This is a genomic window from Streptomyces amritsarensis (assembly GCF_001953875.1).
Taxonomy (GTDB): domain Bacteria; phylum Actinomycetota; class Actinomycetes; order Streptomycetales; family Streptomycetaceae; genus Streptomyces; species Streptomyces amritsarensis.
On the sequence record NZ_MQUR01000006.1, the window covers coordinates 106262 to 130293 of the forward strand.

28 protein-coding genes are annotated in these 24032 nt (G+C 74.2%); 11 read left to right on the forward strand and 17 right to left on the reverse strand.

The annotated features are described in order from the left end of the window. Nucleotides 1–37: 37 nt before the first annotated feature. From AVW11_RS04655 to AVW11_RS04665, 3 genes are all read right to left on the reverse strand, one after another. Nucleotides 38–313 (reverse strand): hypothetical protein, encoded by a 276-nt coding sequence (locus AVW11_RS04655; protein WP_030848477.1) that lies wholly within the window; start codon nt 311–313, stop codon nt 38–40. Between the two features lie 325 nt (nt 314–638). Then, nucleotides 639–962, reverse strand: coding sequence for a hypothetical protein (locus tag AVW11_RS04660; protein WP_030848480.1), 324 nt, complete (start codon nt 960–962; stop codon nt 639–641). Between the two features lie 120 nt (nt 963–1082). Then, nucleotides 1083–2159, reverse strand: coding sequence for a DUF2330 domain-containing protein (locus AVW11_RS04665; RefSeq protein ID WP_060179782.1), 1077 nt, complete (start codon nt 2157–2159; stop codon nt 1083–1085). 85 nt (nt 2160–2244) lie between these two features. Here AVW11_RS04665 and AVW11_RS04670 point away from each other — a divergent pair, with 85 nt between their 5' ends. Next, nucleotides 2245–2757 carry a hypothetical protein gene (locus AVW11_RS04670; RefSeq protein ID WP_143568806.1) on the forward strand — a complete coding sequence of 171 codons (513 nt, stop codon included), beginning with the start codon at nt 2245–2247 and terminating at the stop codon, nt 2755–2757. A 35-nt stretch (nt 2758–2792) separates the two neighbouring features. Here the strand turns inward: AVW11_RS04670 and AVW11_RS04675 are convergent, their stop codons facing one another. After that, the gene (locus AVW11_RS04675) at nt 2793–3725 is read right to left on the reverse strand and encodes an NAD-dependent epimerase/dehydratase family protein (protein WP_076043330.1); all 933 of its coding nucleotides are present in this window, start codon (nt 3723–3725) and stop codon (nt 2793–2795) included. A gap of 71 nt (nt 3726–3796) precedes the next feature. On the opposite strand from AVW11_RS04675, the gene AVW11_RS04680 reads away from it, so the two are divergent. Next, the gene (locus AVW11_RS04680; protein WP_079250512.1) at nt 3797–4762 is read left to right on the forward strand and encodes a LysR family transcriptional regulator; all 966 of its coding nucleotides are present in this window, start codon (nt 3797–3799) and stop codon (nt 4760–4762) included. A 79-nt stretch (nt 4763–4841) separates the two neighbouring features. Here AVW11_RS04680 and AVW11_RS04685 read toward each other — a convergent pair whose 3' ends face one another. Then, on the reverse strand, nt 4842–5546 hold the full coding sequence (locus tag AVW11_RS04685) for a response regulator (protein WP_076043331.1): 705 nt from the start codon (nt 5544–5546) through the stop codon (nt 4842–4844). Beyond that, nucleotides 5543–6403, reverse strand: coding sequence for a sensor histidine kinase (locus tag AVW11_RS04690; protein ID WP_030848497.1), 861 nt, complete (start codon nt 6401–6403; stop codon nt 5543–5545). The genes AVW11_RS04685 and AVW11_RS04690 overlap by 4 nt, the downstream gene beginning before the upstream one ends. A gap of 134 nt (nt 6404–6537) precedes the next feature. Here AVW11_RS04690 and AVW11_RS04695 point away from each other — a divergent pair, with 134 nt between their 5' ends. From AVW11_RS04695 to AVW11_RS04705, 3 genes are all read left to right on the forward strand, one after another. Further along, complete coding sequence (locus AVW11_RS04695; protein WP_030848499.1) at nt 6538–7248, forward strand: ABC transporter ATP-binding protein; 711 nt, start codon at nt 6538–6540, stop codon at nt 7246–7248. Beyond that, nucleotides 7245–9551, forward strand: a complete 2307-nt coding sequence (locus tag AVW11_RS04700; RefSeq protein ID WP_076043332.1) for an ABC transporter permease — start codon at nt 7245–7247, stop codon at nt 9549–9551. The genes AVW11_RS04695 and AVW11_RS04700 overlap by 4 nt, the downstream gene beginning before the upstream one ends. Nucleotides 9552–9816: 265 nt before the next feature. Beyond that, nucleotides 9817–11298, forward strand: coding sequence for a condensation domain-containing protein (locus AVW11_RS04705; protein WP_076043333.1), 1482 nt, complete (start codon nt 9817–9819; stop codon nt 11296–11298). Between the two features lie 47 nt (nt 11299–11345). Here the strand turns inward: AVW11_RS04705 and AVW11_RS04710 are convergent, their stop codons facing one another. Next, complete coding sequence (locus AVW11_RS04710; protein ID WP_076043334.1) at nt 11346–12566, reverse strand: RNA polymerase sigma factor; 1221 nt, start codon at nt 12564–12566, stop codon at nt 11346–11348. 94 nt (nt 12567–12660) lie between these two features. After that, on the reverse strand, nt 12661–13017 hold the full coding sequence (locus AVW11_RS04715; protein ID WP_076043335.1) for a YciI family protein: 357 nt from the start codon (nt 13015–13017) through the stop codon (nt 12661–12663). Nucleotides 13018–13211: 194 nt separating this feature from the next. On the opposite strand from AVW11_RS04715, the gene AVW11_RS04720 reads away from it, so the two are divergent. Next, nucleotides 13212–13871 (forward strand): hypothetical protein, encoded by a 660-nt coding sequence (locus AVW11_RS04720; protein ID WP_076043336.1) that lies wholly within the window; start codon nt 13212–13214, stop codon nt 13869–13871. Between the two features lie 38 nt (nt 13872–13909). On the opposite strand, the gene AVW11_RS04725 is transcribed toward AVW11_RS04720, so the two are convergent. Further along, nucleotides 13910–14179 (reverse strand): hypothetical protein, encoded by a 270-nt coding sequence (locus AVW11_RS04725; RefSeq protein WP_030848514.1) that lies wholly within the window; start codon nt 14177–14179, stop codon nt 13910–13912. Nucleotides 14180–14293: 114 nt separating this feature from the next. Here AVW11_RS04725 and AVW11_RS04730 point away from each other — a divergent pair, with 114 nt between their 5' ends. Continuing rightward, nucleotides 14294–14632 carry a thioredoxin family protein gene (locus AVW11_RS04730; RefSeq protein ID WP_076043337.1) on the forward strand — a complete coding sequence of 113 codons (339 nt, stop codon included), beginning with the start codon at nt 14294–14296 and terminating at the stop codon, nt 14630–14632. A 17-nt stretch (nt 14633–14649) separates the two neighbouring features. Here AVW11_RS04730 and AVW11_RS04735 read toward each other — a convergent pair whose 3' ends face one another. Continuing rightward, on the reverse strand, nt 14650–15627 hold the full coding sequence (locus tag AVW11_RS04735) for a BtrH N-terminal domain-containing protein (protein ID WP_076043338.1): 978 nt from the start codon (nt 15625–15627) through the stop codon (nt 14650–14652). Nucleotides 15628–15725: 98 nt separating this feature from the next. On the opposite strand from AVW11_RS04735, the gene AVW11_RS04740 reads away from it, so the two are divergent. Next, nucleotides 15726–16079 (forward strand): DUF1304 domain-containing protein, encoded by a 354-nt coding sequence (locus AVW11_RS04740; RefSeq protein ID WP_076043361.1) that lies wholly within the window; start codon nt 15726–15728, stop codon nt 16077–16079. Beyond that, entirely contained in the window at nt 16076–16645 is a 570-nt protein-coding gene (locus tag AVW11_RS04745; RefSeq protein ID WP_076043339.1) for a TetR/AcrR family transcriptional regulator, read from the forward strand. Before AVW11_RS04740 ends, AVW11_RS04745 begins: the two co-directional genes overlap by 4 nt. 76 nt (nt 16646–16721) lie before the next feature. Here AVW11_RS04745 and AVW11_RS04750 read toward each other — a convergent pair whose 3' ends face one another. After that, nucleotides 16722–16928 (reverse strand): cold-shock protein, encoded by a 207-nt coding sequence (locus AVW11_RS04750; RefSeq protein WP_030848526.1) that lies wholly within the window; start codon nt 16926–16928, stop codon nt 16722–16724. Between the two features lie 171 nt (nt 16929–17099). Further along, the gene (locus tag AVW11_RS04755; RefSeq protein ID WP_076043340.1) at nt 17100–17471 is read right to left on the reverse strand and encodes an HGxxPAAW family protein; all 372 of its coding nucleotides are present in this window, start codon (nt 17469–17471) and stop codon (nt 17100–17102) included. 107 nt (nt 17472–17578) lie between these two features. Here AVW11_RS04755 and AVW11_RS04760 point away from each other — a divergent pair, with 107 nt between their 5' ends. Next, entirely contained in the window at nt 17579–18100 is a 522-nt protein-coding gene (locus tag AVW11_RS04760) for a MarR family winged helix-turn-helix transcriptional regulator (protein WP_051700395.1), read from the forward strand. A 42-nt stretch (nt 18101–18142) separates the two neighbouring features. Further along, on the forward strand, nt 18143–19630 hold the full coding sequence (locus AVW11_RS04765) for a DEAD/DEAH box helicase (protein WP_079070750.1): 1488 nt from the start codon (nt 18143–18145) through the stop codon (nt 19628–19630). A 33-nt stretch (nt 19631–19663) separates the two neighbouring features. Here the strand turns inward: AVW11_RS04765 and AVW11_RS04770 are convergent, their stop codons facing one another. From AVW11_RS04770 to AVW11_RS04790, 5 genes are all read right to left on the reverse strand, one after another. Continuing rightward, the gene (locus AVW11_RS04770) at nt 19664–20425 is read right to left on the reverse strand and encodes a GNAT family N-acetyltransferase (protein WP_076043341.1); all 762 of its coding nucleotides are present in this window, start codon (nt 20423–20425) and stop codon (nt 19664–19666) included. Between the two features lie 196 nt (nt 20426–20621). Then, the gene (locus tag AVW11_RS04775) at nt 20622–21107 is read right to left on the reverse strand and encodes a hypothetical protein (RefSeq protein WP_030848542.1); all 486 of its coding nucleotides are present in this window, start codon (nt 21105–21107) and stop codon (nt 20622–20624) included. Between the two features lie 242 nt (nt 21108–21349). Then, complete coding sequence (locus AVW11_RS04780) at nt 21350–22084, reverse strand: SDR family oxidoreductase (RefSeq protein ID WP_076043342.1); 735 nt, start codon at nt 22082–22084, stop codon at nt 21350–21352. A gap of 152 nt (nt 22085–22236) precedes the next feature. After that, nucleotides 22237–22779: an SRPBCC domain-containing protein gene (locus AVW11_RS04785; protein WP_060179731.1), complete on the reverse strand. Its 543-nt coding sequence runs from the start codon at nt 22777–22779 to the stop codon at nt 22237–22239. A 78-nt stretch (nt 22780–22857) separates the two neighbouring features. Continuing rightward, entirely contained in the window at nt 22858–23883 is a 1026-nt protein-coding gene (locus AVW11_RS04790; protein ID WP_240528128.1) for an NUDIX domain-containing protein, read from the reverse strand. Nucleotides 23884–24032 lie beyond the last annotated feature (149 nt).

A 24032-nucleotide genomic window follows, 5' to 3' on the forward strand; every position in this document is an offset into this window, starting at 1 on the left:
CGCGCGCCCGGATGCGGTGCGCCCCTGTGGGCCGGCATCATCCGACCCGGGGGCGGACGGACCGTGCCGGGACGGGGTGGGTGATGGCTGTGGGTGGCAGGGGCGCGGTGACGGGTGCCGCGGCGGTGGCGCTGGCGGGCGCCCTGGCGCTGGGCGGCTGCTCGGGCGAGCCGGCCGGCGCGAAGCCGACCGCGCCGGCTCCCGCCTCGACGCCGCCGGTGGCCGAACCGCCGCCCTCCCCCTCGGAGCCGGGGACCGCCGAGCCGTCCGCGACGCCGTCGACGCCGGCCGCGGCGCCGCGGCCTTCGGCCACCGGCGGCCCGGCGCACGAAGGACCCGTCGATTCCGAACTACACCGTGCCGCCGCCCATGCGGTGACGGGCGGGCCCGGCTGCTGCCGGGACGGCGGCATCGGCAGGCCGTGGGACGCCCCCGCGGCGGCCCGAAAGCGGGGCGGAAGCGCACGACTCGGCCGCCGCGGCCCAAGGCCGCCCCGGCCCGGGGCGGGGCGAACCTGCGGCTGCGCCGGGCGCCCACCGCGGCGCCGTGCGACCGAGGCGGCGCCGTGCCGGTATGCGACTCCCGCCGCCCCGGCGGGGGGGCTTCCCCGCCCCGGTGAGGGGCGGAGAAGCCGGGACTCACTTGCCGAGGATGCTGCCCGTCCACTGGCCGGCCGCACCGTGCATCATGGCCTCGTTGCTCAGGACCTGCGTGCCCGGCAGGGCCGCCATGCCGATGTCGCCGGCCGGCGCCGCGCCGTTGTGGGAGCCGACGGTGTTGTCGCGGCCGGCGTTGAAGACGTCGTCGCCGGCGACCTGGCTCAGGTCGCCGAAGACGATGGAGTACGTGTTGCTGACCGGGGCGTAGATGGTGAAGGTGTCGTCGGCGGAGGCCGCGGACGCGCCCGCCAGGATGATGCCGCCGGCGGCGAGAGCGGTCAGGGCGCAACGGATCGAACGCACGAGTCACTGCCTTTCGTGGAGGGTGGAGGAAGCAGTGCGAAGGTAGGGCGCTTCGCACGGCGAAGGCCCGTACCCGGCGCTGTACGGCCCGAGTCCATCCGTACGGCGCAGCTTCCCCGGCTAGGCAGTGGGCCCGGCGGGCCGGCGGCGGGTCCGTACGTAGGCGGCGGACGCGAGGGCCACGGCGCCCGCCGCGACCGTCAGGAGCCAGAGCGGGATGCCGCCCCCGACCGTGAGCAGCTCGTCGCGGTGGACGACCCGGCGGTACGGCGTGTCCTTCGGGGTCGCGCGCAGTTCGTGGTCGGCGTCGATGCGGCCCGGCTCCGGGAACTCCTGCTCGATCGCCGTCAGGAACACCGGCTTCGCGTCGGCGAGGGCGGCGAGCGGGCCGTCCTCGGGGTGGATGGTTCCCGCGAACGTCACCCTCGGCGCGGAGCCGCCGATCGAGGTGGCGGGCTCCATGCGGTGGTCCGCCAGCACGTACAGGCCCAGCGACTGCGGCGTCCTGGCCATGCGGGAGAGCCGCATCGGGTAGACCAGCCGGTCGCTGTCGAAGCGGATCTTCAGCGGGTCCAGGTCGCCCCGGAGCACCCTGCCCTGGCCGCCGCGCGGGGCGAGCCGTATCGCCACGTACTCCCAGCGCTGGTCGACGTACGGCTTGACCTCGGTGGCGAGGCGTTCGGGGAGCTGGAAGCCGTTGCTCTCCAGCCAGTTCCTCAGGGCGTCGGGGTCGGTGGCGGTGAGCCTGGCGACGTCGAAGTCGCCGAGCTGCTCGCGGCCGACCACGCCCACGGACGGTGCGGCGCCGGGCGCCGGGGCGCCCGCGCTGTCGCCCGTGTGGCGGGAGAAGGGCCAGTCGCCTTCGCGCGGCCAGAAATGGCTGCGGGTCCTGCGCTCGGGCCGGGTCAGATCGCGTAGTTCGTCGAACATGTCCCCGTCGCCCAGCTCCACCGTGGCCCGTCCCGGCACCGGCATGATCCAGGCGGCCCGCTGTGCGTTGCCGGCGACGGTGAAACGCATCACGATCTGTTCCGTACGCCCGTCCCAGCGCACGACGGAGGTCTCCCGGTCGACGCCGATGCGCGACCGGCTGTCGGGGATCATCGCTCCGCAGCCGCACGCGTAGGCCGGGTTGACCAGCGCGCCCACCTGGGTCGCGAGCAGGGCGAACAGCAGTATCAGGATCCTTCGTCTCATCTGCACGGGGTCTGGGACGGCCGACCGGGTGATCCGGTTCCGCCCCCTCTCGCTGCACGATCCGCCCTGGCTCATACTGTGGCGCATGAGGGGGAGTGAGAAGCAGCCGCACGTTCTGCGGCGTCTGAATGCGCTGCCGCGCAGCCCGATGGTTCCGGACTCCGTGATGGCGGAGATCGCCCGGCACGACTGGGAGGGCATCGAGTGCGGCTGCGGCCGGTCCGCCGGCCATCTGGTGGATGCCGTGCGCGACGCCGCCGAGGGGCATCCCGCAGCGTTCCATGCGCTGGAGGGCCACGCCTTCTTCGCACAGCATCTGAAACCGCCCGCTCCGGCGGTGTGTGCCGTGCTGATGGCGGTGTGGTCGGCGGGTCCTCCCCGGCGGGCGACCCGCGAGGCGCTGCTGTGGACCCTGCTGGCGCTGCTGTGCACGGTGGACGACGGCGGCACGCACGAGGCGGGGCTGCACGGGCAGTGCGCCGCGTTCATCCGGACCGGTGTGGACGGTTTCCGCCAGGAGCTGGCCGCCGTACCGGGATCCGGGACGGCGGCGTACGCCGAGGGCATCCTGGAGATCCTCGGCCTGTCGGCGTCCTGACGCGGCAGTTCCGCGACGGGGCGGCGGCCGGCCCGTCAGGGGGTGTCGCGTGCGGTCTCGGCGACCGCGCCGGGCAGCCAGTCGGCGACCCGGCCGAAGGTGAAGCCCAGGGCCGTGGCCCGGCTGTTGTCCATGGCGTAGGCGCGGTCGAAGGAGAAGGGCGAGGCGTCGGCGCCGGCTTCGACGACCCGGTGGCGGGGCCGTCGTCCGAGCTGTTCCCCGACCGCCGCGCACAGCGCGTGGACGTCCGGTGCACCGTGCGAGGCGGCGTTGACGGGCCCGGTGAAGGTCTGCCCCGCCGTCCACCGCAGGAAGTCGGCCATCTCCAGGTGGTGAATGAACGACGTGCCGTACGGGGCTTCGTGGACATCGACCGGGGTCCCGGCCCCGATCCGCTCCACGTAGTGCGCGAGGCGCCCGGTGAACTCCGCGCGGCCGCCGCCGAGGACGTGCGCGGTCCGCACGGTGACGTACGGGAAGGGCGGCTCGCGCAGGAAGACGGCCTCGGCCCGCCGCTTGCCCTCCGCGTAGGCGTGGGCGGCGCCGGCCCGTGCGGGGCGGCCGGCCTCCGGCCCGGATCCGAACGGCGGGCGCGCGGGGTCCAGGGACTCCTCGGCGACGGGCACGGTGTGCGGCGCGGAGCCGGCCGGGAGGGTGGCCGGGTCGTAGACCTCCATCGTCGAGGTCATCACGTAGCGCCCGGTCCTCCCGGTGAACACCCGGCGGGCGACGGCGGCCTGGAGCGGCGTGTAGCAGACCTGGTCGACGACCACGTCGAAGTCGCGTCGGCCGAGGGCCGCCCGCAGCCCGGCCTCGTCGTCGCGGTCGGCGAGGAGGCGGCCGACGCCCGGCGGCGGGGCGCTGGAGCCCCGGTTGAGGACCGTGACCGTGTTCCCCTCGTCACGCAACCGCGCGACCAGGGACTTCCCGAAGTACCGGCTGCCGCCGATGACAAGTATCCGCTTCATGCGTCCGACTCTCGCGTTGTATCGTCCCCAGCGGAACCGATCGGCTGCTGAACGGGTCGTAAGGAAAACTGATGATCGATGTGCAGCGGTTGCGCGTCCTGCGGGCCGTGGCCGAGCACGGCAGCTTCAACAAGGCGGCGGGGGCGCTGCTGCTGACCCCGTCGGCCGTCTCCCAGCACATCGCGGCGCTGGAGCGCACGCTCGGCCACCCGGTGGCGGTGCGCAGCACGCGCGGTGTCACGCTCACGGAGCCGGGGCGGTTGCTGGTGGAGGCGGCGGAGACGATCTCCGCCGAACTGGACCAGGTCCGCCGGGCGATCGACCGGCTGGCGCAGGATCGGCCGCGGCTGACCGTCGCCACGTTCACCAGCGGGGGCCGTCACCTGCTGCCGGCGGCGCTCTCCCGGTTCGTGGAAGCACATCCGGAGGTGGAGCTGACGGTACGGGAGAGCGAACCGGAGGACGCCGTGCCGATGGTGCGCGGCGGTGCGGCGGATCTCGCGCTGGCCTACCACTTCGACGGGCCGCCGCCGGTGCGGCCGGGTGGGAGCACGGGCCTCGGCTGGCGGCCGCTGATGGAGGATCCGCTGTGGCTGGTGCTGCCGCGCGGCCACCGCCTGGCCGGCCGGTCCTCGGTGGACCTCGGCGAGCTGTCCGGCGACCGGTGGGTGCTGGGCTGCCTCAAGACGGAGGCCTTCCTGCGCCGGTACGCGGAGCTCGCCGGTTTCGACCTGCGCGTGGGGGCCTCCACCACCGACTACTTCTTCGCCCAGACACTGGTCGCGGCGGGGGTCGGGGTCTCCCTCGTCCCGCAGGTCGCGCTGGCCGGTGCGCCGGAGGTGGTCGCGGTCCGGGTCGAACCCCCGCGTCCGGCCCGGCACATCGGCCTGGTCCTGCCGCGCCGGCGCCGCGCGAACCCCTGCGCCGAGGCGCTGGCCGAAGCCCTCGCGGCCGCCGCCACCACCGCCACCGGCACCGGTACCGGCAGCACAGGCACAGGCACCGGCACCCGCACGCAGATCGGAGCCCGTCCCTGAGCCACCTCCTGTGTGGCCTCGCCGCCAATCCCTCGCTGCCGCCCGCCGTGATGGCCCGGCTGGTGCCGTGTCGGCGGATTCAGCCCCCCGAACCGGGTGTCACGAGGCCGGTCTCGTAGGCGAGGACCACGGCCTGGGCACGGTCGCGCAGCGACAGCTTCGCGAAGATGCGGGCCACGTGGGTCTTCACGGTGGCTTCGCTGAGCGTCAGCTCCTCGGCCAGTTCGGAGTTGGAGCGACCGTGGCCCATCAGGGTCAGCACCTCGCGTTCGCGCGGGGTCAGGGCGGCCAGCCCGCGGTGGGTGTCGGCCGTCGCGACGCGGTCGGACGCGGCCGCGCCCGGGGCGCAGCGCTCCACCAGGCGGCGGGTGATCGACGGGGCGAGCAGGGCGTCGCCGGTGCCGACCAGGCGGACGGCGGCGGCGAGGTGTTCGGGGGTGACGTCCTTGAGGAGGAAGCCGCTGGCCCCGGCGGCGAGGGCGGCGTACACGTACTGGTCGAGGTCGAAGGTGGTCAGCATGATCACGCGGCTGCCGGGGGCCTCGGCGAGGATCCGCCGGGCGGCCTCCAGGCCGTCCATGACGGGCATGCGGATGTCGAGCAGGACGACGTCGGGACGCAGGCGGCGCACCTGGGCGACGGCCTCCGCGCCGTCGGCGGCGACGCCGACGACGTCGATCCCGCGGGCCGTCAGGATCAGCCGGAAGCCGGTGCGGACCAGGTCCTGGTCGTCGGCGATCAGCACGCGGGGCGCCGGCCCGCCGGGCGCTGCGGGCGCGGTCACGGCCGGTCCAGGGGGAGGCGGGCGCGCACCCGGTAGCCGCCGCCGAGGCGGCGGCGGGCGTCGAGGTCGCCGCCGTAGACCGCAACCCGTTCGCGCAGGCCGAGCAGGCCCCGCCCGGTGCCCTCGGCCCTGGGTGCGCTCCGGCCCCCGGTGTGCGGGCCGGGGCCGGGTCCACCCGCCGGGGGCCCGCTCGCCGCGCCGCTCAACACCTCCACGCGCAAGGCGTGTTCCGCGTACCGGACCGTCACCTGTGTCCTGCCTCCCTCTCCGTGTTTGAGCGCGTTCGTGAGCGCTTCCTGGATGATCCGGTACGCCGTGACGTCGATCCCGGCCGGGAGGGGGCACGGGTCACCGGACACGCGCACCTCCACCGGCAGGCCCGCGAAGGCGAAGCGGTCGACGAGCGCGCTGAGCCGGGTCAGGCTGGGCTGCGGCGACAGCCGGGCGGCCGCGGCCACCTGCTCCTCGTAGGGGGCGTCCGCGCCGTCCTGTGCGGGCGCGAGCAGTCCCAGCAGGTGGCGCAGTTCTGTCATCGTGTTCCGCCCGGCCCGTTCGACGGCGCCCATGGCGGCCGCCGCCTCCTCCGGCAGGGTGGTGAGCACCTCGCGGGCCGCCCCGGCCTGGACCACCATCAGGCTGACGTTGTGGCTGACGATGTCGTGGAGTTCGGCCGCGATCCTGGCCCGTTCGGCGTCGACCGCGCTGCGGGCCGCGCTCTCCCGTTCCCGTTCCAGCAGCCAGCCGCGCTCTTCGAGCGCCGTCCGGTGGCCGCGCCGGGCGCGCAGCAGGGCCACGCCCAGGACGCCGGCCGCTGCCGCAGCGACGCAGGCGACGGCCGTCGCGATGATCTGTCCCACCCTCAACTCCCCACCCGTGATGCCCCGGTGTCATTCTGCCGGACGAACCGTGTACATCCCCGGGATGACCTGCGCCGGCGCTTACATCCGGGGGCTGACGCCCCGCGCCCGGCCGCCGACCTAGGTTCGGGGCCATGACAACCGATCACGACAGCGCACCGCAGGTCGTCGTCCGACTGGACGACGTGCACAAGGAGTACGGCGACGCGAAGGCCCTGGACGGCCTCTCCCTGGAGATCCGGGCGGGTGACGCGGTGGCCGTGATGGGACCTTCCGGCTGCGGCAAGTCCACCCTGCTCAACATGGTGGCCGGGCTGGACCGGCCGACGTCGGGCACCGTCGAGGTGCAGGGCCATGACCTGGGCGGGCTCAGCGAGACGGGGCTGGCGCTGTTCCGGCGCCGGCACATCGGCATGGTCTTCCAGTTCTTCAACCTCATCGACGACCTGCCCGCCCTGGACAACGTGGCGCTGGCCGCCCAGTTGACGGGCACCCCGGCCCGGCAGGCGCGCCGGCGGGCCCTGGAGCTCCTCGACGAGCTCGGCGTGGCCGACCGCCGCAACAACTACCCGGCGACGCTGAGCGGCGGCGAGCGCCAACGCGTGGCCGTGGCACGCGCCCTGATGAACCGTCCGGCGCTGCTGCTCGCGGACGAGCCGACCGGCGCCCTCGACAGCCGCTCCGGCGAGCAGGTGATGGACCTGCTCATCGACCTCAACCAGATCGGCCAGACGCTGCTGATCGTCACGCATGATCCGGAGCTCGCCACCCGTTGCGCCAGCCGCCTGGTCGAGGTCGCCGACGGCCGGGTCGCCCGGCAGAGCGTGCTGGAGGCGACCGCGTGAGCGCCGTGTGGCGGGCTTCCCGCGCGGCCGTGAAGCGCCGCAGGATGCAGACCTTCGTCATCGGGCTGGTCGTGCTCTGCTCGACCACGACCGTCCTGCTCGCGCTGGGCCTGCTCGACGTCGCCACCAGCCCCTTCGACAAGGCGTACGCCGCCCAGCGCGGCCCGCACACCGTCGCGGTGTTCGACACGGCGAAGGTCACTTCGGAGCAGCTGGCGCAGACCGCCCGGCAGCCCGGCGTGAGCGCCGCGGCGGGGCCGTTCGGGCAGGGCGTCCTGGAGGTGGCCGAGGGCCGGCTCTGGATGCCCGGCGGCTCCCTGCGGGTGGTGGGGCGGGCCGACCCGGGCGGCCCGGTCGACCGGGTCGAGGTCCTGGAGGGCCGCTGGGCTACCGCGCCGGGCGAGATCGTCATCGCGTGGCCGTCCGCGGGCACACCCGGGCCGCAGCTGCTCGGAACCACGCTGGACGTCCCCGGATCGGCGCCGTTGCGGGTCGTGGGGTTCGCGGCGGGCATGGGCAGGTCGGCGGACGCCTGGGTCTCGCCGGAGCAGATGACCGTGCTGCGCCCGACCGCCGCGCAGATGCTGTACCGCTTCACCGACTCCTCGACGCAGGCGCGGCTGGGCGACGCACTGGCCCGGGCCACGGCCGGACTGCCCGAGGGGGCCGTGACCAGTGCGCACACCCACCTCGAGCTGAGGAAGGCCTTCTCGTCGCTGGCCGACGCCTACCTCCCCTTCATGACGCTCTTCGGCGTCCTCGGACTGTTGGTGTCCGCCTTGATCGTCGGGAACGTCGTCAGCGGGGCGGTCGTCTCCGGCTACCGGCACATCGGCGTGCTCAAGGCGCTGGGTTTCACCCCGAACCAGGTGGTCGCCGTCTACCTGGCGATGATGGCTGTGCCGGCCCTGGTCGGCTCCGCGGCCGGCACCCTGCTCGGCAACGCGCTGGCGGAGCCGATCCTGAGGATCGCGTTCTCCGGCATCGAGACCGGCCGGGCCGCCGTCGGCGGCGTCTCGTGGTGGGTGTCGGTCGTCTGCCTGCTGGGGATGCCCGCCCTCGTGCTGCTCACCGCACTGGTTCCCGCGCTGCGGGCGCACAGGCTGCCCGCGGCCCGGGCGATCAGCGCGGGCGCCGCCCCGCTGACGGGCCGCGGACTGCGCGTCCAGCGCCTCCTCGGAGGCAGCAGGCTCCCCCGCGCCGTGAGCATGGGCCTGGGCCAGCCGTTCGCCCGCCCCGGCCGCACGCTGCTGACGCTGACGGCCATCGTCCTCGGCGTCACCACGGTGACCCTGGCGACCGGGCTGACCAGCACGATGCTCGCGTACAGCGAGGCCGGACACGGCGGCGGCGCGCTGGTCAGGGTGGAAGCCGGCGGGCCCGCCAACGGCCGGGCCGCTCCCCTGGCGGGCGACGCCCGGATCGAGGAAAGGCTGCGGTCCCTGCCCGGCGCGGCGGGAGTACGGGCCCGAGCACTGGCCCAGGTGACCCTCGTCGGGCAGAGCCGGCCGGCCTTCGCCGACTTCTACCGCGGGGACGACTCCTCCTCCGCCGCCCGGATCGCCGAAGGCCGGATGCCCGGGGCGGCCGGCGAGCTCGTCGCCGGACCGGCCTTCCTGACGCAGAACGGGCTGCGGCTCGGCGACCGGGTCACCCTGGCGCTGGGCGGCAGGCAGACCTCCGCGACCGTCGTGGGCAAGCTCATCGAGGGCGACGCCCGTGCCCTGGAGGCCTCCTGGGACACCCTCCTGCCCCTGGCGCCGGACGCCCGCGCCGTCGAGTACGAGGTGCGGCTCGCTCCCGGAGCCGACGCCCGGGCGTACGCCGCGGCGGCCGAGGCCGCCGACCCGGGGATGCGCGCCTCGGTGTCGGACTCGGGCAACACCGCCACCACCACCGTCGTCGCCTTCTCCACGGTGTTCACGGTCCTGCTGAGCGCCGTCGCGTCGCTCGGCGTCTTCAACACCGTGCTCCTGGGCACCCGGGAGCGCCGCCGGGATCTCGGCATGCTCAAATCCATCGGGATGACACCACGGCAGGTGGTGACGATGACCGTGACCTCGGCCGCGGGGGTGGGCGCGGTCGGCGGGCTGCTGGGCATCCCGCTCGGGATGCTCGCCCACCGGCTGGTCGTGGACAACGTCGGGATCATCTCCTTCCCCGAGCGGATGAAGGACGTGTGGGGCGCGCCGCAGTTGTCCGGCCTGCTGCTCGCGGGGGTGGCGATCGCCGTCGCGGGCGCGCTGGTTCCGGCCCGGGCGGCGGCCCGGACGACGATCGCGGCGGCTCTGCACACCGAATAGCCGCCGCGCGGGGACGCGTTGCGGATGCGGCCGGTGTCCGGGGCTCCGTCGGCTGCTCCCCCGCAACCGGACGGACGAGGAGGGAGCAACGGCGGCCCGCCGGGCACGGAGATCGACGGCTAACCCCTCTTCGAGGCCGCTTCCCGCAGGCGGGGAACACCCCCTGCGACCGCACCGCCCGCCCCGCAGGGTCGATTCCGTCACCTCCCCGGGCCGGGGGTCGTTAGGGCCTGGGGGTTGACTCGGGGGGCGAAGGGATGGCGGTATGCGGCAGTTTCCTCTGGAGACGCACCACGTGGCACCCGGCAGGGTGGTCGAGTGGCGGCTCAGGTCCACAGCGGCGCAGGCCGAGGAGCCGGGTGACCCGGCGAGCCGGAAAGCGTCCTTCAACCAGGACAAGCACTTCACCGTCGCCGAGGAGAGCCGGGCCGCCGACGACCCCGTCGCGTCCTGGGTCGCGGTCACCTTCGAGGTGGCCGGCCCGCTGGACGAAGGGGCCCTGGCCCAGTCGCTGCTCTCCTTCGTCCAGCGGCACGAGGTGCTGCGCTGCGCGTTCCGCAGGCTGGCCGGCGAGGTGGCCTGCGAGCCCTTCGCCCCCGACACGCTCGTCCTCGACCCCGAGGCCGTGGGCACCTTCGAGGACGCGGCAGTGCTGAGCGACTTCCTCGTCGAGCGCTTCAAGCGGAGCATCGACACCCTGTCCTGGCCGCTGTTCATCATGGGCGCGGTGGTCCGCGAGGCCTCGGCGACCGTCTACCTGGCCTTCGACCACATCGTCTGCGACGGCATGTCGATGCCCATCGTGGCCCGCGAGGTGCTGACCGCCTACGAGGGCCTGAGCGGCGGCGGGACCGCCGAACTGCCGCCCGCGCCCAGCTATCTCGACTTCGCCGAGGAGCAGCGGCGCCGCTACCTGTCCATCGACGCCCGCGACGGCCGTCTGGACTACTGGAAGGCCTTCATGGGGCCGGCGGGCGAGTTCTTCCCGCGCTTCCCCCTCGATCTGGGCGTGGAGCCGGGCCGCATGTACCCCATCGTCAACGAGGCGTCGATGCTGCTGGACGCCGGTGAGGCGGAGGTCTTCGAGAAGACCTGCCTGGCGGTCGGCGGGAAGCCGTTCATGGGCGTGCTCGGGTCGGTGGCCGTGTGTCTGCGCGAGGCCGGCGGGCCGGGCGTCTACCGGGGCTTCATGCCGGTCAGCGAGCGCGGCCGGAGCACCTGGACGAACTCGGTGGGCTGGTTCGTCAACACCCTGCCGATCGAGTTCGACGCCTCGCCCGGCCGGGACTTCGCCCAGGTGATGGCCTCCGTCCGGGCCGGGTTCACCGAGATGATGACCCATCTCGACGTCCCGTTCGTGCGGGCGTGGGAGCTGTTGGCGCCCGAGGAGTTCGCCGCCCGCTCCTGGCCGTACCCGGTGAACTTCTTCTCGTACATCGACATGCGCAAGTGCCCGGGAGCCGAGCGCCACGACGACTGGCGGCCCACCACGCACGTGTGGTCGGCACGGGCCAACGGGGCCTGCTCGTGGTTCCAGCGCGACACGGACGGCCTGCACATGAACTCCATCTACGTCGACACCCCGGCGGCCCGCCGGACCATGCGCGACTTCCAGGATGCGCTGCGCCTGACGGTCCAGGAGGTCGCCCGCAGCGGCGGTTTCCGCCGGCCCGTCGCGCTGACCGCGCAGCGCCGGCCGGGACGGACGACCCCGCTGGACGTGGCCGCGTTCGCGCGCCGCGGCTGAACCGCGGGCCGGGAACGCGACTCGGGGCCGCGGCTCGGGAACGCGGATCAGAGGCGGGCCGCACGCCGCAGGAGCAGGGTGCGTTCCTGCTCGTTGCGGGTAAGGGAGGCCGCGCGTTCGAACTCGGCCCGGGCCTCGTACGGCCGGCCGAGGCGCTCCAGCAGGTCGCCCCGTACGCTCGGCAGCAAGTGGTAGGCGCTCAGGGCCGGTTCGCCGGCCAGGGCGTCGACGAGCGGTAGGGCGGCCGCGGGTCCGTCGGCCATCGAGACCGCCACCGCCCGGTTGAGTTCCACGACCGGTGACGGGGTCAGCTGGACCAGGCGTCCGTACAGGACGGCGATCCTGGCCCAGTCCGTTTCCTCGTAGCGGACGGCGGCCGCGTGGCAGCCGGCGATCGCGGCCTGGAGGGAGTACGGGCCGCTGCCGGCGCGGCTCATCGCCCGGGCGCCCCTGGCGATGAGCAGACGGTTCCACCTGGCCCGGTTCTGGTCGGCGAGCAGCACCGGTTCGCCGCCGGGGCCGGTGCGGGTGGCCGTCCGGGACGCCTGGAACTCCAGCAGCGCGGCGAGGCCGTGCACCTCGCCCTCCTCGGGCATCAGGCCCGCCAGGACGCGGGCCAGGCGCAGGGCGTCCTCGCAGAGGGCGGGCCGGACGAGGTCGTCGCCGGAGGTGGCCGCGTAGCCCTCGTTGAACACCAGGTAGATGACCTCCAGGACCGACGAGAGCCGTGCGTCGCGGTCGGCCCCGTAGGGGACTTCGAAGGGCACCGCGGCCTTGGCCAGGGTCCGCTTGGCGCGCACGATGCGCTGGGCGACGGTGCTCTCGGAGGTGAGGAAGGCGCGGGCGATCTCCTGGGTCGTCAGTCCCCCGATCAGGCGCAGGGTGAGCGCGATGCGGGCCTCGGTGGCGAGGACGGGGTGGCAGGCGGTGAAGACCAGGCGCAGCAGGTCGTCGTCGATGTCGTCGGGTTCGGGCGGTTCGGCGGGCGGCGGCTGGTCCTCCAGGGTGCGGCCGACCTCGGCGAGCTTGCGCGCGTACGTCTCCTTGCGGCGGACCAGGTCGATCGCGCGGTGCTTGGCGGTCGCCATGAGCCAGGCGCCCGGTCGGTCCGGGACACCCGCCTCGGGCCATTGCTCCAGTGCGGTGACGAGGGCGTCCTGTGCGATCTCCTCGGCGATGCCGACGTCCCGCACGATGCGGGTGACGCCGGCGATGATCCGCGCCGACTCGATCCTGAACACCGCTTCGACCGCCCGGGCCGTATCCACTGCCGTCACGGCCACCCATCAGAGCAGCCGTGACGGGGCAGGGCAAACCAGGCACGGCGGGCGGAACCACCGCTCCCGGATCCGGTCCGCCGGATCACATCTCCTGGATCTCCCGGACCTCGGCGCTGACGTTCCATTCCGCCGGGTGGATCTCCAGGAACCGCCGGGTCCATTCGACGGCCTCGGTCTTGTCCTTGCACTGGGTGAGGGAGTAGCCGCCGACGACCTCCTTGGTCTCGGTGAAGGGGCCGTCGGTGTAGCTGATCTTCCCGCCGGACCAGCTGAGGCGGGTCGCCTCGGAGGTGGGGAGCAGTCCCGCCGTGTCGAGCATGACGCCGGCCTTGGTGATCTCCTCGAGCAGGGCGCCCATGCGCTGCTCGAACTCCGGCGGGAACTCGTCGGGGGGCAGGTCCTGCTCGTCGATGCGGATCATCGTCAGGAAGCGCGGCATGGTGACTCCTCGGTCGCGGGGGCGGGGTCCTTCCCCGCCTCTCACCCTTGCGTCGAACGGGAGGCGCCCGGATCGACAGCCCTGGGGAAAATTCTTCGGGGAATTTTCCCGGCCCGCAGCGGCCGGCGCCGCAGGCGGAGGAGCCCGCGTGTCCCGTCCGGTACCGGCCCTCCGGCGTGAGCAGAATCGGGAGCATGAGCCCTGAAGGCCCGGACCCGGCGCAGACCCGTCCGCAGCGGCGGCGGCGCTTCGACGCGGTGCACCTGTGGACCACGACGGGGGCGAGCCTGATCGCGCTGGCCGTCTCCCTCTACAACCTCGTGGTCCTGCACCGGCAACCCGACGTGGACGTCGCACTGCCGCACGTGGTGCGTCTGGAACCGAGGGGGCCGGGAGGGAACGTGCACCTGTCCCTCCAGCCCACGATTTCCAGCCGGGTCCGCGCCGAGGACGTCGAGATCATCACCGACACGGAGCTGCGGCTGCTGCCGGCCGATCCGAAGGTCGCGCGCCCCGCGTTCTACTGGGACGAATCGGGCACCTACAGCTACGACCACGCGTCCAACCGGCTGAGCTACCAGCGCACCGCCGACCCCACCCCGCTCGTGGTCGCCCAGGACAGCCCCCAGCAGCCGACGCTCCTGTTCAACGCCCACACGTGGACGGTCGGTCCGGGCAGGTACGAGGGGACGCTCGTCCTGCACCGCGCCAGTACCGGGAGCCCGATCGAGAAGCCGTTCTGCCTCACGGTGTCCGCCGCGGCCGTGCGGACCTTCACCGCGGCTCCCGAACGCACGTTCTTCGAACTGCGCGACGACGTTCCGGGCGCGCCGGGCGCCTGTTACACCTTCTGACGCGCTGCGGCGGCTCCCCGCGCATGCGGGGGGTGTGGTCAGCGGCTGTCGCCGGTCCAGTCCCAGTGCCCCGGGTCTCCGGCGCGGCGGCGGTAGTGGGCGCGACCGCCGGCCCCGTAGCGCCCTATCTCGGTGGGGAGGCGGGCCTCCTCGTCGAGCTGGGGCGCACTCCAGCCCGTGATGTCCAGGAGAAGGCCGTCGAGCGGGCCGCCGACCAGTTCGCCGTAGTCGTGGCCGGGGCGCGGGCCGGGATCGGGGTCCTCGTGGTCGGCGCCGTAGACCCGGCGCCGGAGCATCCTGTCGTCCATGTCGATCAGCTTCACAGGCGGCACTGACAACGGCCCGGCGGCCGCTCGTCCGGCCGGCGGCGATGATGGGGGCCGCGCCCCTGCGCAGGGGCCCACGAGCGAGGAGCGACACGCATGGCACACGGGGTGCACCGGCCGCAGGAGGACGCGGAGTTCGACTTCGTCCTGTCGATGGCGAGGGGTCCCGTCCTCGCCTATTTCTGCGGCACCTGGCCCAAGGCGCTGGAGTCCTGCCGGGTGATGGACACGGTCGTCGGCGAGCTGGCGCGGGAGTACGGGACGCGTCTGACAGCCGTGCGCGCCGACATGACGCGTTGTCCCGGGCCGACGAAGCGCTACGGCGTGACCGGCGCGCCGACCGTCGTGCTCATCGAGGAGGGCGAGGCGGTCGCGAGCCAGGCGGGCCCGATGGACGTCGAGGAGTTCCGGGCGTTCCTGGACGCCCACCTCTGACCCGGGGCCCGGCGGGCTCACAGCTGGGCGACGGCCCGGCGTTCCAGGGCCAGCGACTGCTCCACGAGGGTGGCGAAGCCGTCGAGGAGCGCGCGCCGCGCGTCCGCGTCCGGGCCGGCGGTGCGGGCCAGTTCCGCGAGTCGGGACCAGTGCCCGGCCGACTCCCGGAACAGGGCGGCCGCGGCGGGCCGTCCGACGAGGTCGAGGAAGTCGGCGTAGAGCGGCCGGGTGGCTCCTGGGGCGGTCCACTCCCGCTCCAGGCAGGCGTACAGCCGGCGGGTCCCCGCGAGGAAGGCCTCCGGGGTGCCGAAGCGGCGCTCCCAGCCGTTCTTGGTGCGCCTGTCGCGCAGGTGCGCGGCGAGCTTCTCCATGCCGGAGAAGCCGAAGTTCACATCGAAGCGGTTGCCGAGCACGGGCCCGGTGAGGCGCGCGGCCGTGGCGGCGAGGGCCCCTTCGACGTCGGGGTCCCCGGTGGCGGGGCCGGTGGGCACGATCATCTCGTGCCGGCCCTTGCGGTGCCCGGACCAGGCTGCGCCGAACTCCTCGCGGGGGATCCGGTGGGGTGTCGGGGCCGTGTCCTCGACGTAGAGGGTGTCGCCGTCGCGGCCGGCGAGGACCACGGTGTACGGATCGGCTCCGGCCGGCTCGTCGCCGGCCCCGTGCCACGGGAGCCCTGACCGGTCGACGGTGCAGAACACCGGGCGCCCGGCGTCGAGCGCCGCGTGCACCCGGTCCCAGCGCGGCCCGGCGCTGTGGGCCACGTCGTAGGGGACGCGGAGCCGGTCGAGGGCGGAGCGGACCCAGGATCCGGGGTGGGCCTGGGCGACGATCGTGAGCTGGGGCGGGCGGCCGGTGTACTCGAAGACGAAGTACATGAAGCCGATGCCGCCGGCGAGGCCGGCCACGAGCGCCTCGTCGTGCGTGCCGCCGAGGGCGTGCCGGACGAGGGAGCTCTCCCGGTGGCGCCCGGTCCCGAATTCCTCGTACAGGAGCATGCGAGCAGCGTAGCGGCGGGGTCGGACAGCCAACTTCCTGTACAGTTGTCCAGGAAGTTTCCCTCCCTCGTTCCTTCTCGCAAGAAGTGGAGGCGGCCATGCAGACGGTCGCTCTGATCCTGATCGGCCTCGTGGCCGCCCTGCACGCGTACTTCCTGGTCCTGGAGATGTTCCTGTGGCAGCGGCCGCCGGGCCGGGCGCTGCACGGCTTCGACGCCGACACCGCCCGGCTGACCGCGCCGCTCGCCGCCAACCAGGGCCTGTACAACGGCTTCCTCGCCGCAGGCCTGGTGTGGGGGCTGGTCATCGGCTCGCTCGCCGTGCAGGTCTTCTTCCTCGTCTGCGTGATCGTCGCCGGCGTGTTCGGGGCGGCGACCGCCAACCGGCGGATCCTCTTCGCCCAGGCCGTACCGGGCGCCCTCGCGCTCGGCGCCGCACTGGCGGCCGCATGACCCCGGAGGATCCGCGTACGGCCCGGACGAAGGGGCGGCTGCGGGAGGGCCTGCTGGCCGAGTGCGCCGGCCGGCCGCTCGCGGAGGTCAGCGTCTCGGCGGTGGTCCGCCGGGCCGGCGTCGGGCGGGCCACCTTCTACCTGCACTACGAGGACCTCACCGCCCTCGCCGTCGACGCGTGCGCGGACGTGGTGCACGCGGCGGTGGACGCGCTGCACGCCTGGCAGACCGGCCCCTCGCCGCTGCCCCCGGCGAGGCCCCCGGCGGCCCTGGCCGAGTTCCTGGCGGGGGCGGCGGCCCGGGCGCCGCTCTACCGCACCCTGCTCCTCCCGGGCGGCGGCGGCCCCCTCGGCGACCGGCTGCACCGGGAGCTGCGCGCCCGCGCCCGCGCCGAGCGCGCGGCGGTGGGCGCCCCCCGGCCCGAGCTCGTGGCCTCGGCGGTCGCCGCCACCTTCACCGGGGTCCTCGCGGACTGGCTGCACGAGGAGATCCCGGCGGACCCGACCGCCCTCGCGGATCACTTGTGGCCGCTACTGCTGGCCCTGCACCGGGCCGCCACGGCCTGAGGCCGGTCCGGAATGCCGAAAGCCCCGCCGGCGGACCGGCGGGGCTTCGTTCACGGCACGCGGCTCGTGGTGGCGGCTATCCGATGGGGACCACGTTCTCGGCCTGGGGGCCCTTCGGCCCCTGGGTGACGGTGTAGTCGACCCGCGCGTTCTCCTCCAGCGACTTGAAGCCCTGGGTCTGGATCGCGGAGAAGTGCACGAACACATCAGGACCGCCGTCGTCCTGCTGGATGAAGCCGAACCCCTTCTCCGAGTTGAACCACTTCACGACACCTGTTGCCATCTTGCTGATCCTTCACAATGGTCCACTGCGGGCCGCACACGCGGCCGTCTCGATCCTGCCCAACAGTCCCGCGGAGCACACGCCGGACGCGGCCAACTGGGGCGCGTCGCGCGCTCGAACTTACGATCGCCCTGTCCGCGATACGAGGGATCGGGCCCGCACCGCACGGGCTCACGCGCCCTCCCCGGCGGCCGGCAGCGGCGCCGCGGGACGGGGGTGGGACCGGGCGGCCGCGACGGCCCGGCGGGGTCCGCCGGCCCGGCAGCCCAGGCAGTCGGCATGCCCGGCGCGGGCCGCGCTGTCGCGGGTGCGCCAGTCCCATGCGGATTCCGGACGGGGGCCGCTCGGCTTGCCCCATCCGGCCAGGTGCAGCAGCCAGGTGACGACGCCGGCCAGGACGACGACGGCGAGGCCGATCAGGATCCCGGGCGGCCAGGCCGCGCAGACGGCGACCCCCGCGCCGGTGAAGCCCAGCAGGGCCAACGTGGTTCCGGTCCAGCCGGCCACCGTGTGGCCGAGATCGACGTGACCGTGCGCGCTCATGATTCTCCCTGGTCGGAGGGCAGCAGTAGGCTCAGGACAAGGAGATGCTTATTTCGCGAGATAAGTATCTCATCAGCTAAGTAACTTAGATGCTAAGGAGTATGTGCGTGCAGGGCAAGCCCCGCCCCTCGGCCACGGCCGCGGAGGCGCTTTCGCGCATGGACCAGTTCGTCGCACTGGGCATCGTCGGCCAGCAGGAGGTGGCGCAGCGGCTCGGGCTCAACGTCACCGACCTGACCTGCCTCGGGCACATCCTGGGTGCCGGGGAGAACCCGCTCGCCGCCGGCGACCTGGCCGAGCTGGTGGACCTCACCACGGGCGCCGTCACCGGCGTCCTCAACCGCCTCGAGAAGGCCGGCTACGCGCGCCGCCGGCCCGACCCTGCCGACCGGCGCCGGGTGCGGGTCGTGGCCGAGCCGGCCGCGGCGGCCCGGGTCTTCGCTGTCTACCAGCCGTTCTACGACCGCCTCGGCACGCTGTTCGCCGACTACACCCCCGACGAGACCGCCGTGATCGCGGACTTCTTCGAGCGCGCCGCGGCCGAGGTCCGCGCCCACTGCGCCGAGGTCCGCTCCGGCGGTCTCGACGCCCCGGAGGGCCTGCCCCCCGCTGGTACCATGGGCGGTTGACCATCTTCTTTTCTTCTTCCCCGCTGCTTCGAAAGGTCCTGCATGAGGAACCCGTCAGCTCATGGCCGCTTCGGTGTGAAGGGCGGTGCGAAGGGCGGCGCCAAGTCCGCCGCCAAGGCCCCCCGCAGCATCGGGCCGCAGGGTGAGTTCGCGATGCCCGAGCCGAAGTCGCCGGCGCTGGCGCCGGTGGAGTCGTTCTCCGAGCTCGACCTGCCCGTGGAGCTGGTGGAGACCATGGCCGCCCAGTCGGTCACCCGGCCGTTCCCGATCCAGGCCGCCACCCTCCCGAACGCCCTCGCCGGGCGTGACGTCCTCGGGCGCGGGCGGACCGGCTCCGGCAAGACCCTGGCCTTCGGGCTGGCCCTGCTGGCGCGCACCGCGGGACGGCAGGCCGACCCGAAGCGCCCGCTGGCGCTGGTCCTGGTACCGACGCGCGAGCTGGCGCAGCAGGTGACCGAGGCGCTGGAGCCGTACGCGGCGGCCCTGCGGCTGCGGATGGCCACGGTGGTCGGCGGACTCTCCATCGGCCGGCAGGTGAGCGCCCTGCGGACCGGGGCCGAGGTCGTCGTGGCCACCCCGGGCCGGCTCAGCGACCTGGTCGGGCGGCGCGACGTGCACCTGGAGCGGGTACGCATCACCGTGCTCGACGAGGCCGACCAGATGTGCGACATGGGCTTCATGCCGCAGGTCACGGAGATCCTGGACCAGGTGCACCACGCGGGCCAGAAGATGCTCTTCTCGGCGACCCTGGACCGCAACGTCGACCAGCTGGTGCGCACGTACCTGAAGGACCCCGTCTCGTCGTCCGTCGACCCGCAGGCGGGCGCCGTGACGACGATGGACCACCACGTCCTGCACATCCACGCGGCCGACAAGGTCTCGGCGGCGACCGAGATCGCGGCCCGCGACAACCGGGTGCTGATGTTCCTCGACACCAAGCACGGCGTCGACCAGTTCGTGAAGCACCTGCGCGCGATGGGTGTACGGGCGGAGGGGCTGCACAGCGGCAAGTCGCAGCCGCAGCGCACCCGCACCCTGGCGCAGTTCAAGTCCGGGGCCGTCACCGTGCTGGTCGCGACGAACGTCGCCGCGCGCGGCATCCACATCGACGACCTCGACCTCGTCGTCAACGTCGACCCGCCGGCCGACCACAAGGACTACCTGCACCGCGGCGGCCGGACCGCCCGGGCCGGCGAGTCCGGCCGGGTCGTCACGCTCGTCACCCCCAACCAGCGCCGCGACATGGTGCGGCTGCTGTCCGACGCCCGGATCCGGCCGACGATCACGCAGGTCCGCTCCGGTGAGGCTGCGCTCAGCCGGATCACCGGCGCGAAGGCCCCGTCCGGCGTGCCGCTGTCCGGCTCGGCGCCGACCGACGCCCAGGGCAGGCCGTCGGGGACGGAGCTCGGCTTCCGCGGCATCGGCACCCGGCCGGGCCGGCCCGGGAAGGGCAAGGAGTCCCGCAAGACGCTGGAGGCCCGCCAGCAGGCCGAGGCGCGCCGCGCCGCCCGGGTGCGCCGCGGCATCTGACCGTCTGGACACCGTCCGGGGCGGCCCGCCAGGTCAGTCCCGTTCGAAGGCGTGCGAGTGGCCGATGACGCGGAAGCCGCGCCGCTCGTACCAGTGGCGCGGCCAGTCCGTCGCGTCGGCGGTCAGGAAGCGGGTGTCGCAGCCCTCGTCCGCGGCCAGGCTCAGGGCGGTGGCCACGACGGCGTCGGCGTGGCCGCGCCCGAAGTGCGCCTGCGAGGTCATCAGGTCCTCGATCTGGGCCGTGCCGGCCGCGGGGTCGAGGTAGAGGTCGGCCCAGGAGGCGACCTCCCCGTCCTCGGCGCGGGAGCCGATGAAGCGGACGTCGTCGGCGCCGCGCAGGCGGGCCTCGCGCCGGTCGACGAGATGGCGCACGACCTCGTCGTCGACGTCCGGGAGGATGCCGCGCCAGCGGGTGGTGAGCGGGCCGCGCAGTGCGTCGAGGCCGACCTCCTGCGCGTCCGCGCGGGCCGGCACCGGTCCGGTGTGGAGCATCACCAGATAGGCGGTGTGGGTGTAGCCGGCACGGACCAGCGGTCCGGCGCACGCCCGGGCGGTCTCGTCGTCGAGGACGCTGACCAGGCGGTGCGGCAGGTGGCCGAGTGCCTCCTCCGCGACGGCGGGCAGCGCCTCGGGGTCGACGGCCCCCTCGATGACGACCTGGTTGTTCCCGCGGGAGTGCGCGAAGGCGTCGTCGTAGGCGGCGAACCCGCCGGGCAGCCGGACGGTACGGGCGGCCTGGCGGCGGGCGAAGGCCGCCAGGAACCCGTTGATCCTGGAGAGGTGCTCGCTGGTCACCCGGGCAGCCTAAGGGCTGTCCCGCAATCCCCGGTGGATCGGCGCACGGCGCCAGATGCGGTGCATCGCAAGGCGGAGGAGCGTCCTCGTACTGGGCGTATTCGGGCGTTCCGACAACGCAGCGAGGTGCCGTAGCCGTCGTCGTGCGCCCGCCGGGGATTACGGGACAGCCCTTAAGCGGCGGGTCGGCGGCGGGTCACATGGATTCAGGCGACCGGGCCCGGCGCAGGCGCTCGGCGGCGGCGTTGCGGACGCGGCGGGTGCGGGCGGCGGCGGCCAGCAGTTCCAGCGCCTCCCGGGACGCGAGCAGCCGGACCGCGGTGCGCTGGCACCAGTCGGACGCGCCCGTCAGCTCGGCGGCGGACCAGGGCTCGCCCCGGGTGGCGGCCTTGAGCAGGCTCCACTCCCGCAGCCGGCGCTCGGGGAAGGCACGGCCGCCGAGCACGCCGGACATGGCCCGCGCCCAGAGGGTGAACCCGTCGTCGTCGAGCAGGCCCGCGGCCCGGCGGTCGAGATGGGTGACCACTGCCGCCTCGGCCATCACCCGGTCGGGATCGCCCAGTACGGCGGTCACGGCCTCGGCCTCGGCCTCGGCGTTCCCGCCCGGCACCGCGGCCAGGGACTCCAGGTGGCGGGCGTAGCGCCAGTGCTCGTGGGGCGTGTCGGAGTCGGCCAGGCTCATCGGAAGGCCCCCTCACGGCCGCGTGCCCCCCGGTCGGCACCCGTGGTGGACCCCTCCCGGCCTGCGCCCGCCCGCACGGCCGGCGCCCTCGCCGGCGTGCCTATGGCGGGTCGCGCCTGTTCCTTGCCTGTCCGCATGGCGCCCATTCCACACGATCACCGCGGCGGGCCGGCGGTCAGGGTGCCTTCCCGCGGTCTCGGGGCGCGGCGTCCAGGATCTCCGTCAGGGGCGGCGGCCGTGCCTCACACCTGCTCGAAGTGGAAGGACTTGATGAAGCAGTCGCGGGGCTGGCCGATCGCGAAGAAGACGCAGTCGACCAGCGACTGGGCGGTGAGGGGGTCCTTCGCCGTGCGCGGGGCTCCCTCCCAGGCTTCCGACAGTGGGTCGTGGTTGTCGAAGTCGGGTGGGTAGAGCGAGATCACGCGGACGCCCCGGTCGCGCAGCCGGCGGGAGAGGATCTCGGTGAAGCCGGCCTGGGCGCTCTTGGCGGCGTAGAAGGCGTCGTGGGCGTCGGAGCGGTGGTGGCCGGCCTCTCCGCAGCCGGACACCATGGTGACGATGTCCGGGCGGGGCGACTTCAGCAGCAGCGGAAGGAACGCCTTGGTGGCCAGTACGGTGCCGGTGGCTCCGGAGGCGAGGGTGTCGACGACGTCCTCGTCGGAGGCGGACAGCAGGTCGGTGCCGTGCTGGTAGCGGGAGCCGTTGTTGACGAGTACGTCGACGCGGTCGGTGCGGGCGGCGACCGCGGCGGCGAACTCCCGTACGGAGGCGGGGGCGGTGAGGTCGCAGGCGTAGGCGTGGACGCGGTCGGCGCCGTGGCCCTGTGCCCTGATCTCGTCGCGGACGCGTTCGGCGGCGTCGAGGGTGCGGGCGGAGAGGTGGACCTCCGCTCCCCGGTCCGCGAACCGGAGGGCGAGGGTACGGCCGAAGTCGCGGCCGGCGGCGGTGATGACGACGCGGTGGTGTGCGAGTGTCATGGATGCGCTCCTGATTCGTGGTCGCTACACATGATCTCAGGTGCGGAGCGGGGCAGTTCGGGCGGGTCGTGCAGTTCGGGCGGGTCGGGCGGCCGGTACGGGGACGGGCTCCGGGCGACCGCCCGGCGCCCGTCGGCTCTCGGTGCCACGGGTCAGGCCCCGCGGGTCTCGTGCGCCTCGTATCCGCCGGCCCCCTGGCTCGTCTCGTGTTGCGGCTCGGGAAGCGGCGCCCCGGTCTCCAGCAGGGTCTTGAGGCTCGACGCGAGCATCGGCCAGGCCCGGCGGCACATTCCGATCAGGGTGCCGCCCGGCACGAAGCCCTCGTGGCGGATCGTCAGCCGGGCGAGGGTGTCTCCGACCGGCGAGATCTCGTACGTCACTTTCGTGCGGGGCTCCTTCGCCAGCTCCGACCGCAGCGCCTCGTCGATCCCGACGGCGGCGGCCCACTGCGGGCTGAAGGTGTGCCAGGTGTAGGACAGCAGGCGGTCCGGGACGCAGCCCAGGACCAGCTGCCCGGGGTCGCTGGTGCGGGCCCCCCGCTCGACCCAGGCCATCGCCGAGCCCACCGCCCAGTCGGTCTCGAAGCTCAGCCCCCAGTACCGGCGGGTGAAGGCGGGGTCGGTGAGGGCCTGCCAGACCCGGGACGGGTCGGCCTGGATGTAGAGGGTGTAGGTGATCGCGCTGTCGTCGCTCATGGCCCCATGCTGCGGGACCGCGGACCGCGGACGAGGGATTTCCCGATCACGGCGGTGGCGGGCGGGCTCCGCCGCCGGTCACCAGCGCACCCCCTCCTCGGGGAGCTCCGCGAGCGGGGTGCGGGCGGGGTCCGGGAGGCCCAGCCGGGCGCGGGCCGCACGGACCGCGGCGAGTTCGTCCTCGCCGGCCGGTCCCCAGTCGCTGAGCTCGCGGACCTGTTCGGGGGTGGCCAGCAGCCGGGCGTACGCCGGGTCCGCGGCCGGCGGGAGGCCGGTGAGGCGGCCCGCGACGCGGACGTGCGCGCCCTCCTCGCCGCACCGGTAGCCCAGCGGGGCGGTGCCCGCGGAGCCCTCGGCGGCCGGGGGCGGGAGGTGGGCGGCGCCGGTGGCCCGGGCGATCAGGAGCAGGACGCGGCCGTCGGGGGCGAACAGCCAGGCGGAGACGTCCCGTACGGGCAGTTGCGCGGGGACCGGGCCGCAGTGCCAGGCGCCGCGCTGCGGGATCCGGCGGGCGCGGAGCACGCCGAGCCGGTCCAGGGCGGTCGGCGCGGTGGGGCGGCCGTCCTCCAGCAGGGCGGCGCCGCAGCCGTTGATGCGGGCGCGGAGGGCGGACAGGGCGCGGCGGGCGTCGCCGGGGTCCATCACGGCGGGCAGGTCGGCCGGCTCGGCGAAGTGGATGCCGGTGATCTCCTGCGGCGGGAGGCTGACGGCGTCGATCCGCTCCGGTGTCCACGTCCCGCCGTCGTAGACGTGCAGGATCTCGCCGGGGAAGCGCATCTCCGGCGGGAAGCCGGGGGTGTCGGCCGGGATCCAGTCGACGGCCAGGCCGCGCGGGTAGCGGCCGTCGACGCCGAGCTCCTCGCGCAGCTCGCGGGCGGCCGCCGCGGACGGGGCCTCGCCCGCGTCGATCGCCCCGCCGGGGAGCATCCGCTCGGCGCGGTAGTCGACGCTCTGGACGAGGATCCGGCCGTCGGTGTCGGTGACGAGGACGACGGCCGCGGTCCAGACGGCGGCGCGCGAGGCGCCGTACTCCTGCGGGCTCATCCAGGTCCCCGCGTCGCACTCACGGTCGTCGGTCGCGCTGTGGTCGGTCAGCTGCGGCATCGGGACTCCGTTCACCTGGGTGGACCCGCCACCTGTGCAACAGCGGGCGCGGCCCGCTGGTTACGGCGGGCCGTGGAGCCGGAACCGGCCTGGCCGCTCTGCCGCGCCCCTCCCTCCTTATTACCTGGTTATGCCGTCGTTGGTACGGT

Coding starts and splice junctions, on each gene's coding strand:
- AVW11_RS04665 (WP_060179782.1), bottom strand. CDS start 2,159: ATGAGACGAAGGATCCTGATACTGCTGTTCGCCCTGCTCGCGACCCAG.
- AVW11_RS04670 (WP_143568806.1), top strand. CDS start 2,245: ATGAGGGGGAGTGAGAAGCAGCCGCACGTTCTGCGGCGTCTGAATGCG.
- AVW11_RS04675 (WP_076043330.1), bottom strand. CDS start 3,725: ATGAAGCGGATACTTGTCATCGGCGGCAGCCGGTACTTCGGGAAGTCC.
- AVW11_RS04680 (WP_079250512.1), top strand. CDS start 3,797: ATGATCGATGTGCAGCGGTTGCGCGTCCTGCGGGCCGTGGCCGAGCAC.
- AVW11_RS04695 (WP_030848499.1), top strand. CDS start 6,538: ATGACAACCGATCACGACAGCGCACCGCAGGTCGTCGTCCGACTGGAC.
- AVW11_RS04705 (WP_076043333.1), top strand. CDS start 9,817: ATGCGGCAGTTTCCTCTGGAGACGCACCACGTGGCACCCGGCAGGGTG.
- AVW11_RS04715 (WP_076043335.1), bottom strand. CDS start 13,017: ATGCCGCGCTTCCTGACGATGATCCGCATCGACGAGCAGGACCTGCCC.
- AVW11_RS04720 (WP_076043336.1), top strand. CDS start 13,212: ATGAGCCCTGAAGGCCCGGACCCGGCGCAGACCCGTCCGCAGCGGCGG.
- AVW11_RS04725 (WP_030848514.1), bottom strand. CDS start 14,179: ATGGACGACAGGATGCTCCGGCGCCGGGTCTACGGCGCCGACCACGAG.
- AVW11_RS04730 (WP_076043337.1), top strand. CDS start 14,294: ATGGCACACGGGGTGCACCGGCCGCAGGAGGACGCGGAGTTCGACTTC.
- AVW11_RS04735 (WP_076043338.1), bottom strand. CDS start 15,627: ATGCTCCTGTACGAGGAATTCGGGACCGGGCGCCACCGGGAGAGCTCC.
- AVW11_RS04740 (WP_076043361.1), top strand. CDS start 15,726: ATGCAGACGGTCGCTCTGATCCTGATCGGCCTCGTGGCCGCCCTGCAC.
- AVW11_RS04745 (WP_076043339.1), top strand. CDS start 16,076: ATGACCCCGGAGGATCCGCGTACGGCCCGGACGAAGGGGCGGCTGCGG.
- AVW11_RS04750 (WP_030848526.1), bottom strand. CDS start 16,928: ATGGCAACAGGTGTCGTGAAGTGGTTCAACTCGGAGAAGGGGTTCGGC.
- AVW11_RS04755 (WP_076043340.1), bottom strand. CDS start 17,471: ATGAGCGCGCACGGTCACGTCGATCTCGGCCACACGGTGGCCGGCTGG.
- AVW11_RS04765 (WP_079070750.1), top strand. CDS start 18,143: ATGAGGAACCCGTCAGCTCATGGCCGCTTCGGTGTGAAGGGCGGTGCG.
- AVW11_RS04775 (WP_030848542.1), bottom strand. CDS start 21,107: ATGAGCCTGGCCGACTCCGACACGCCCCACGAGCACTGGCGCTACGCC.
- AVW11_RS04780 (WP_076043342.1), bottom strand. CDS start 22,084: ATGACACTCGCACACCACCGCGTCGTCATCACCGCCGCCGGCCGCGAC.
- AVW11_RS04785 (WP_060179731.1), bottom strand. CDS start 22,779: ATGAGCGACGACAGCGCGATCACCTACACCCTCTACATCCAGGCCGAC.
- AVW11_RS04790 (WP_240528128.1), bottom strand. CDS start 23,883: ATGCCGCAGCTGACCGACCACAGCGCGACCGACGACCGTGAGTGCGAC.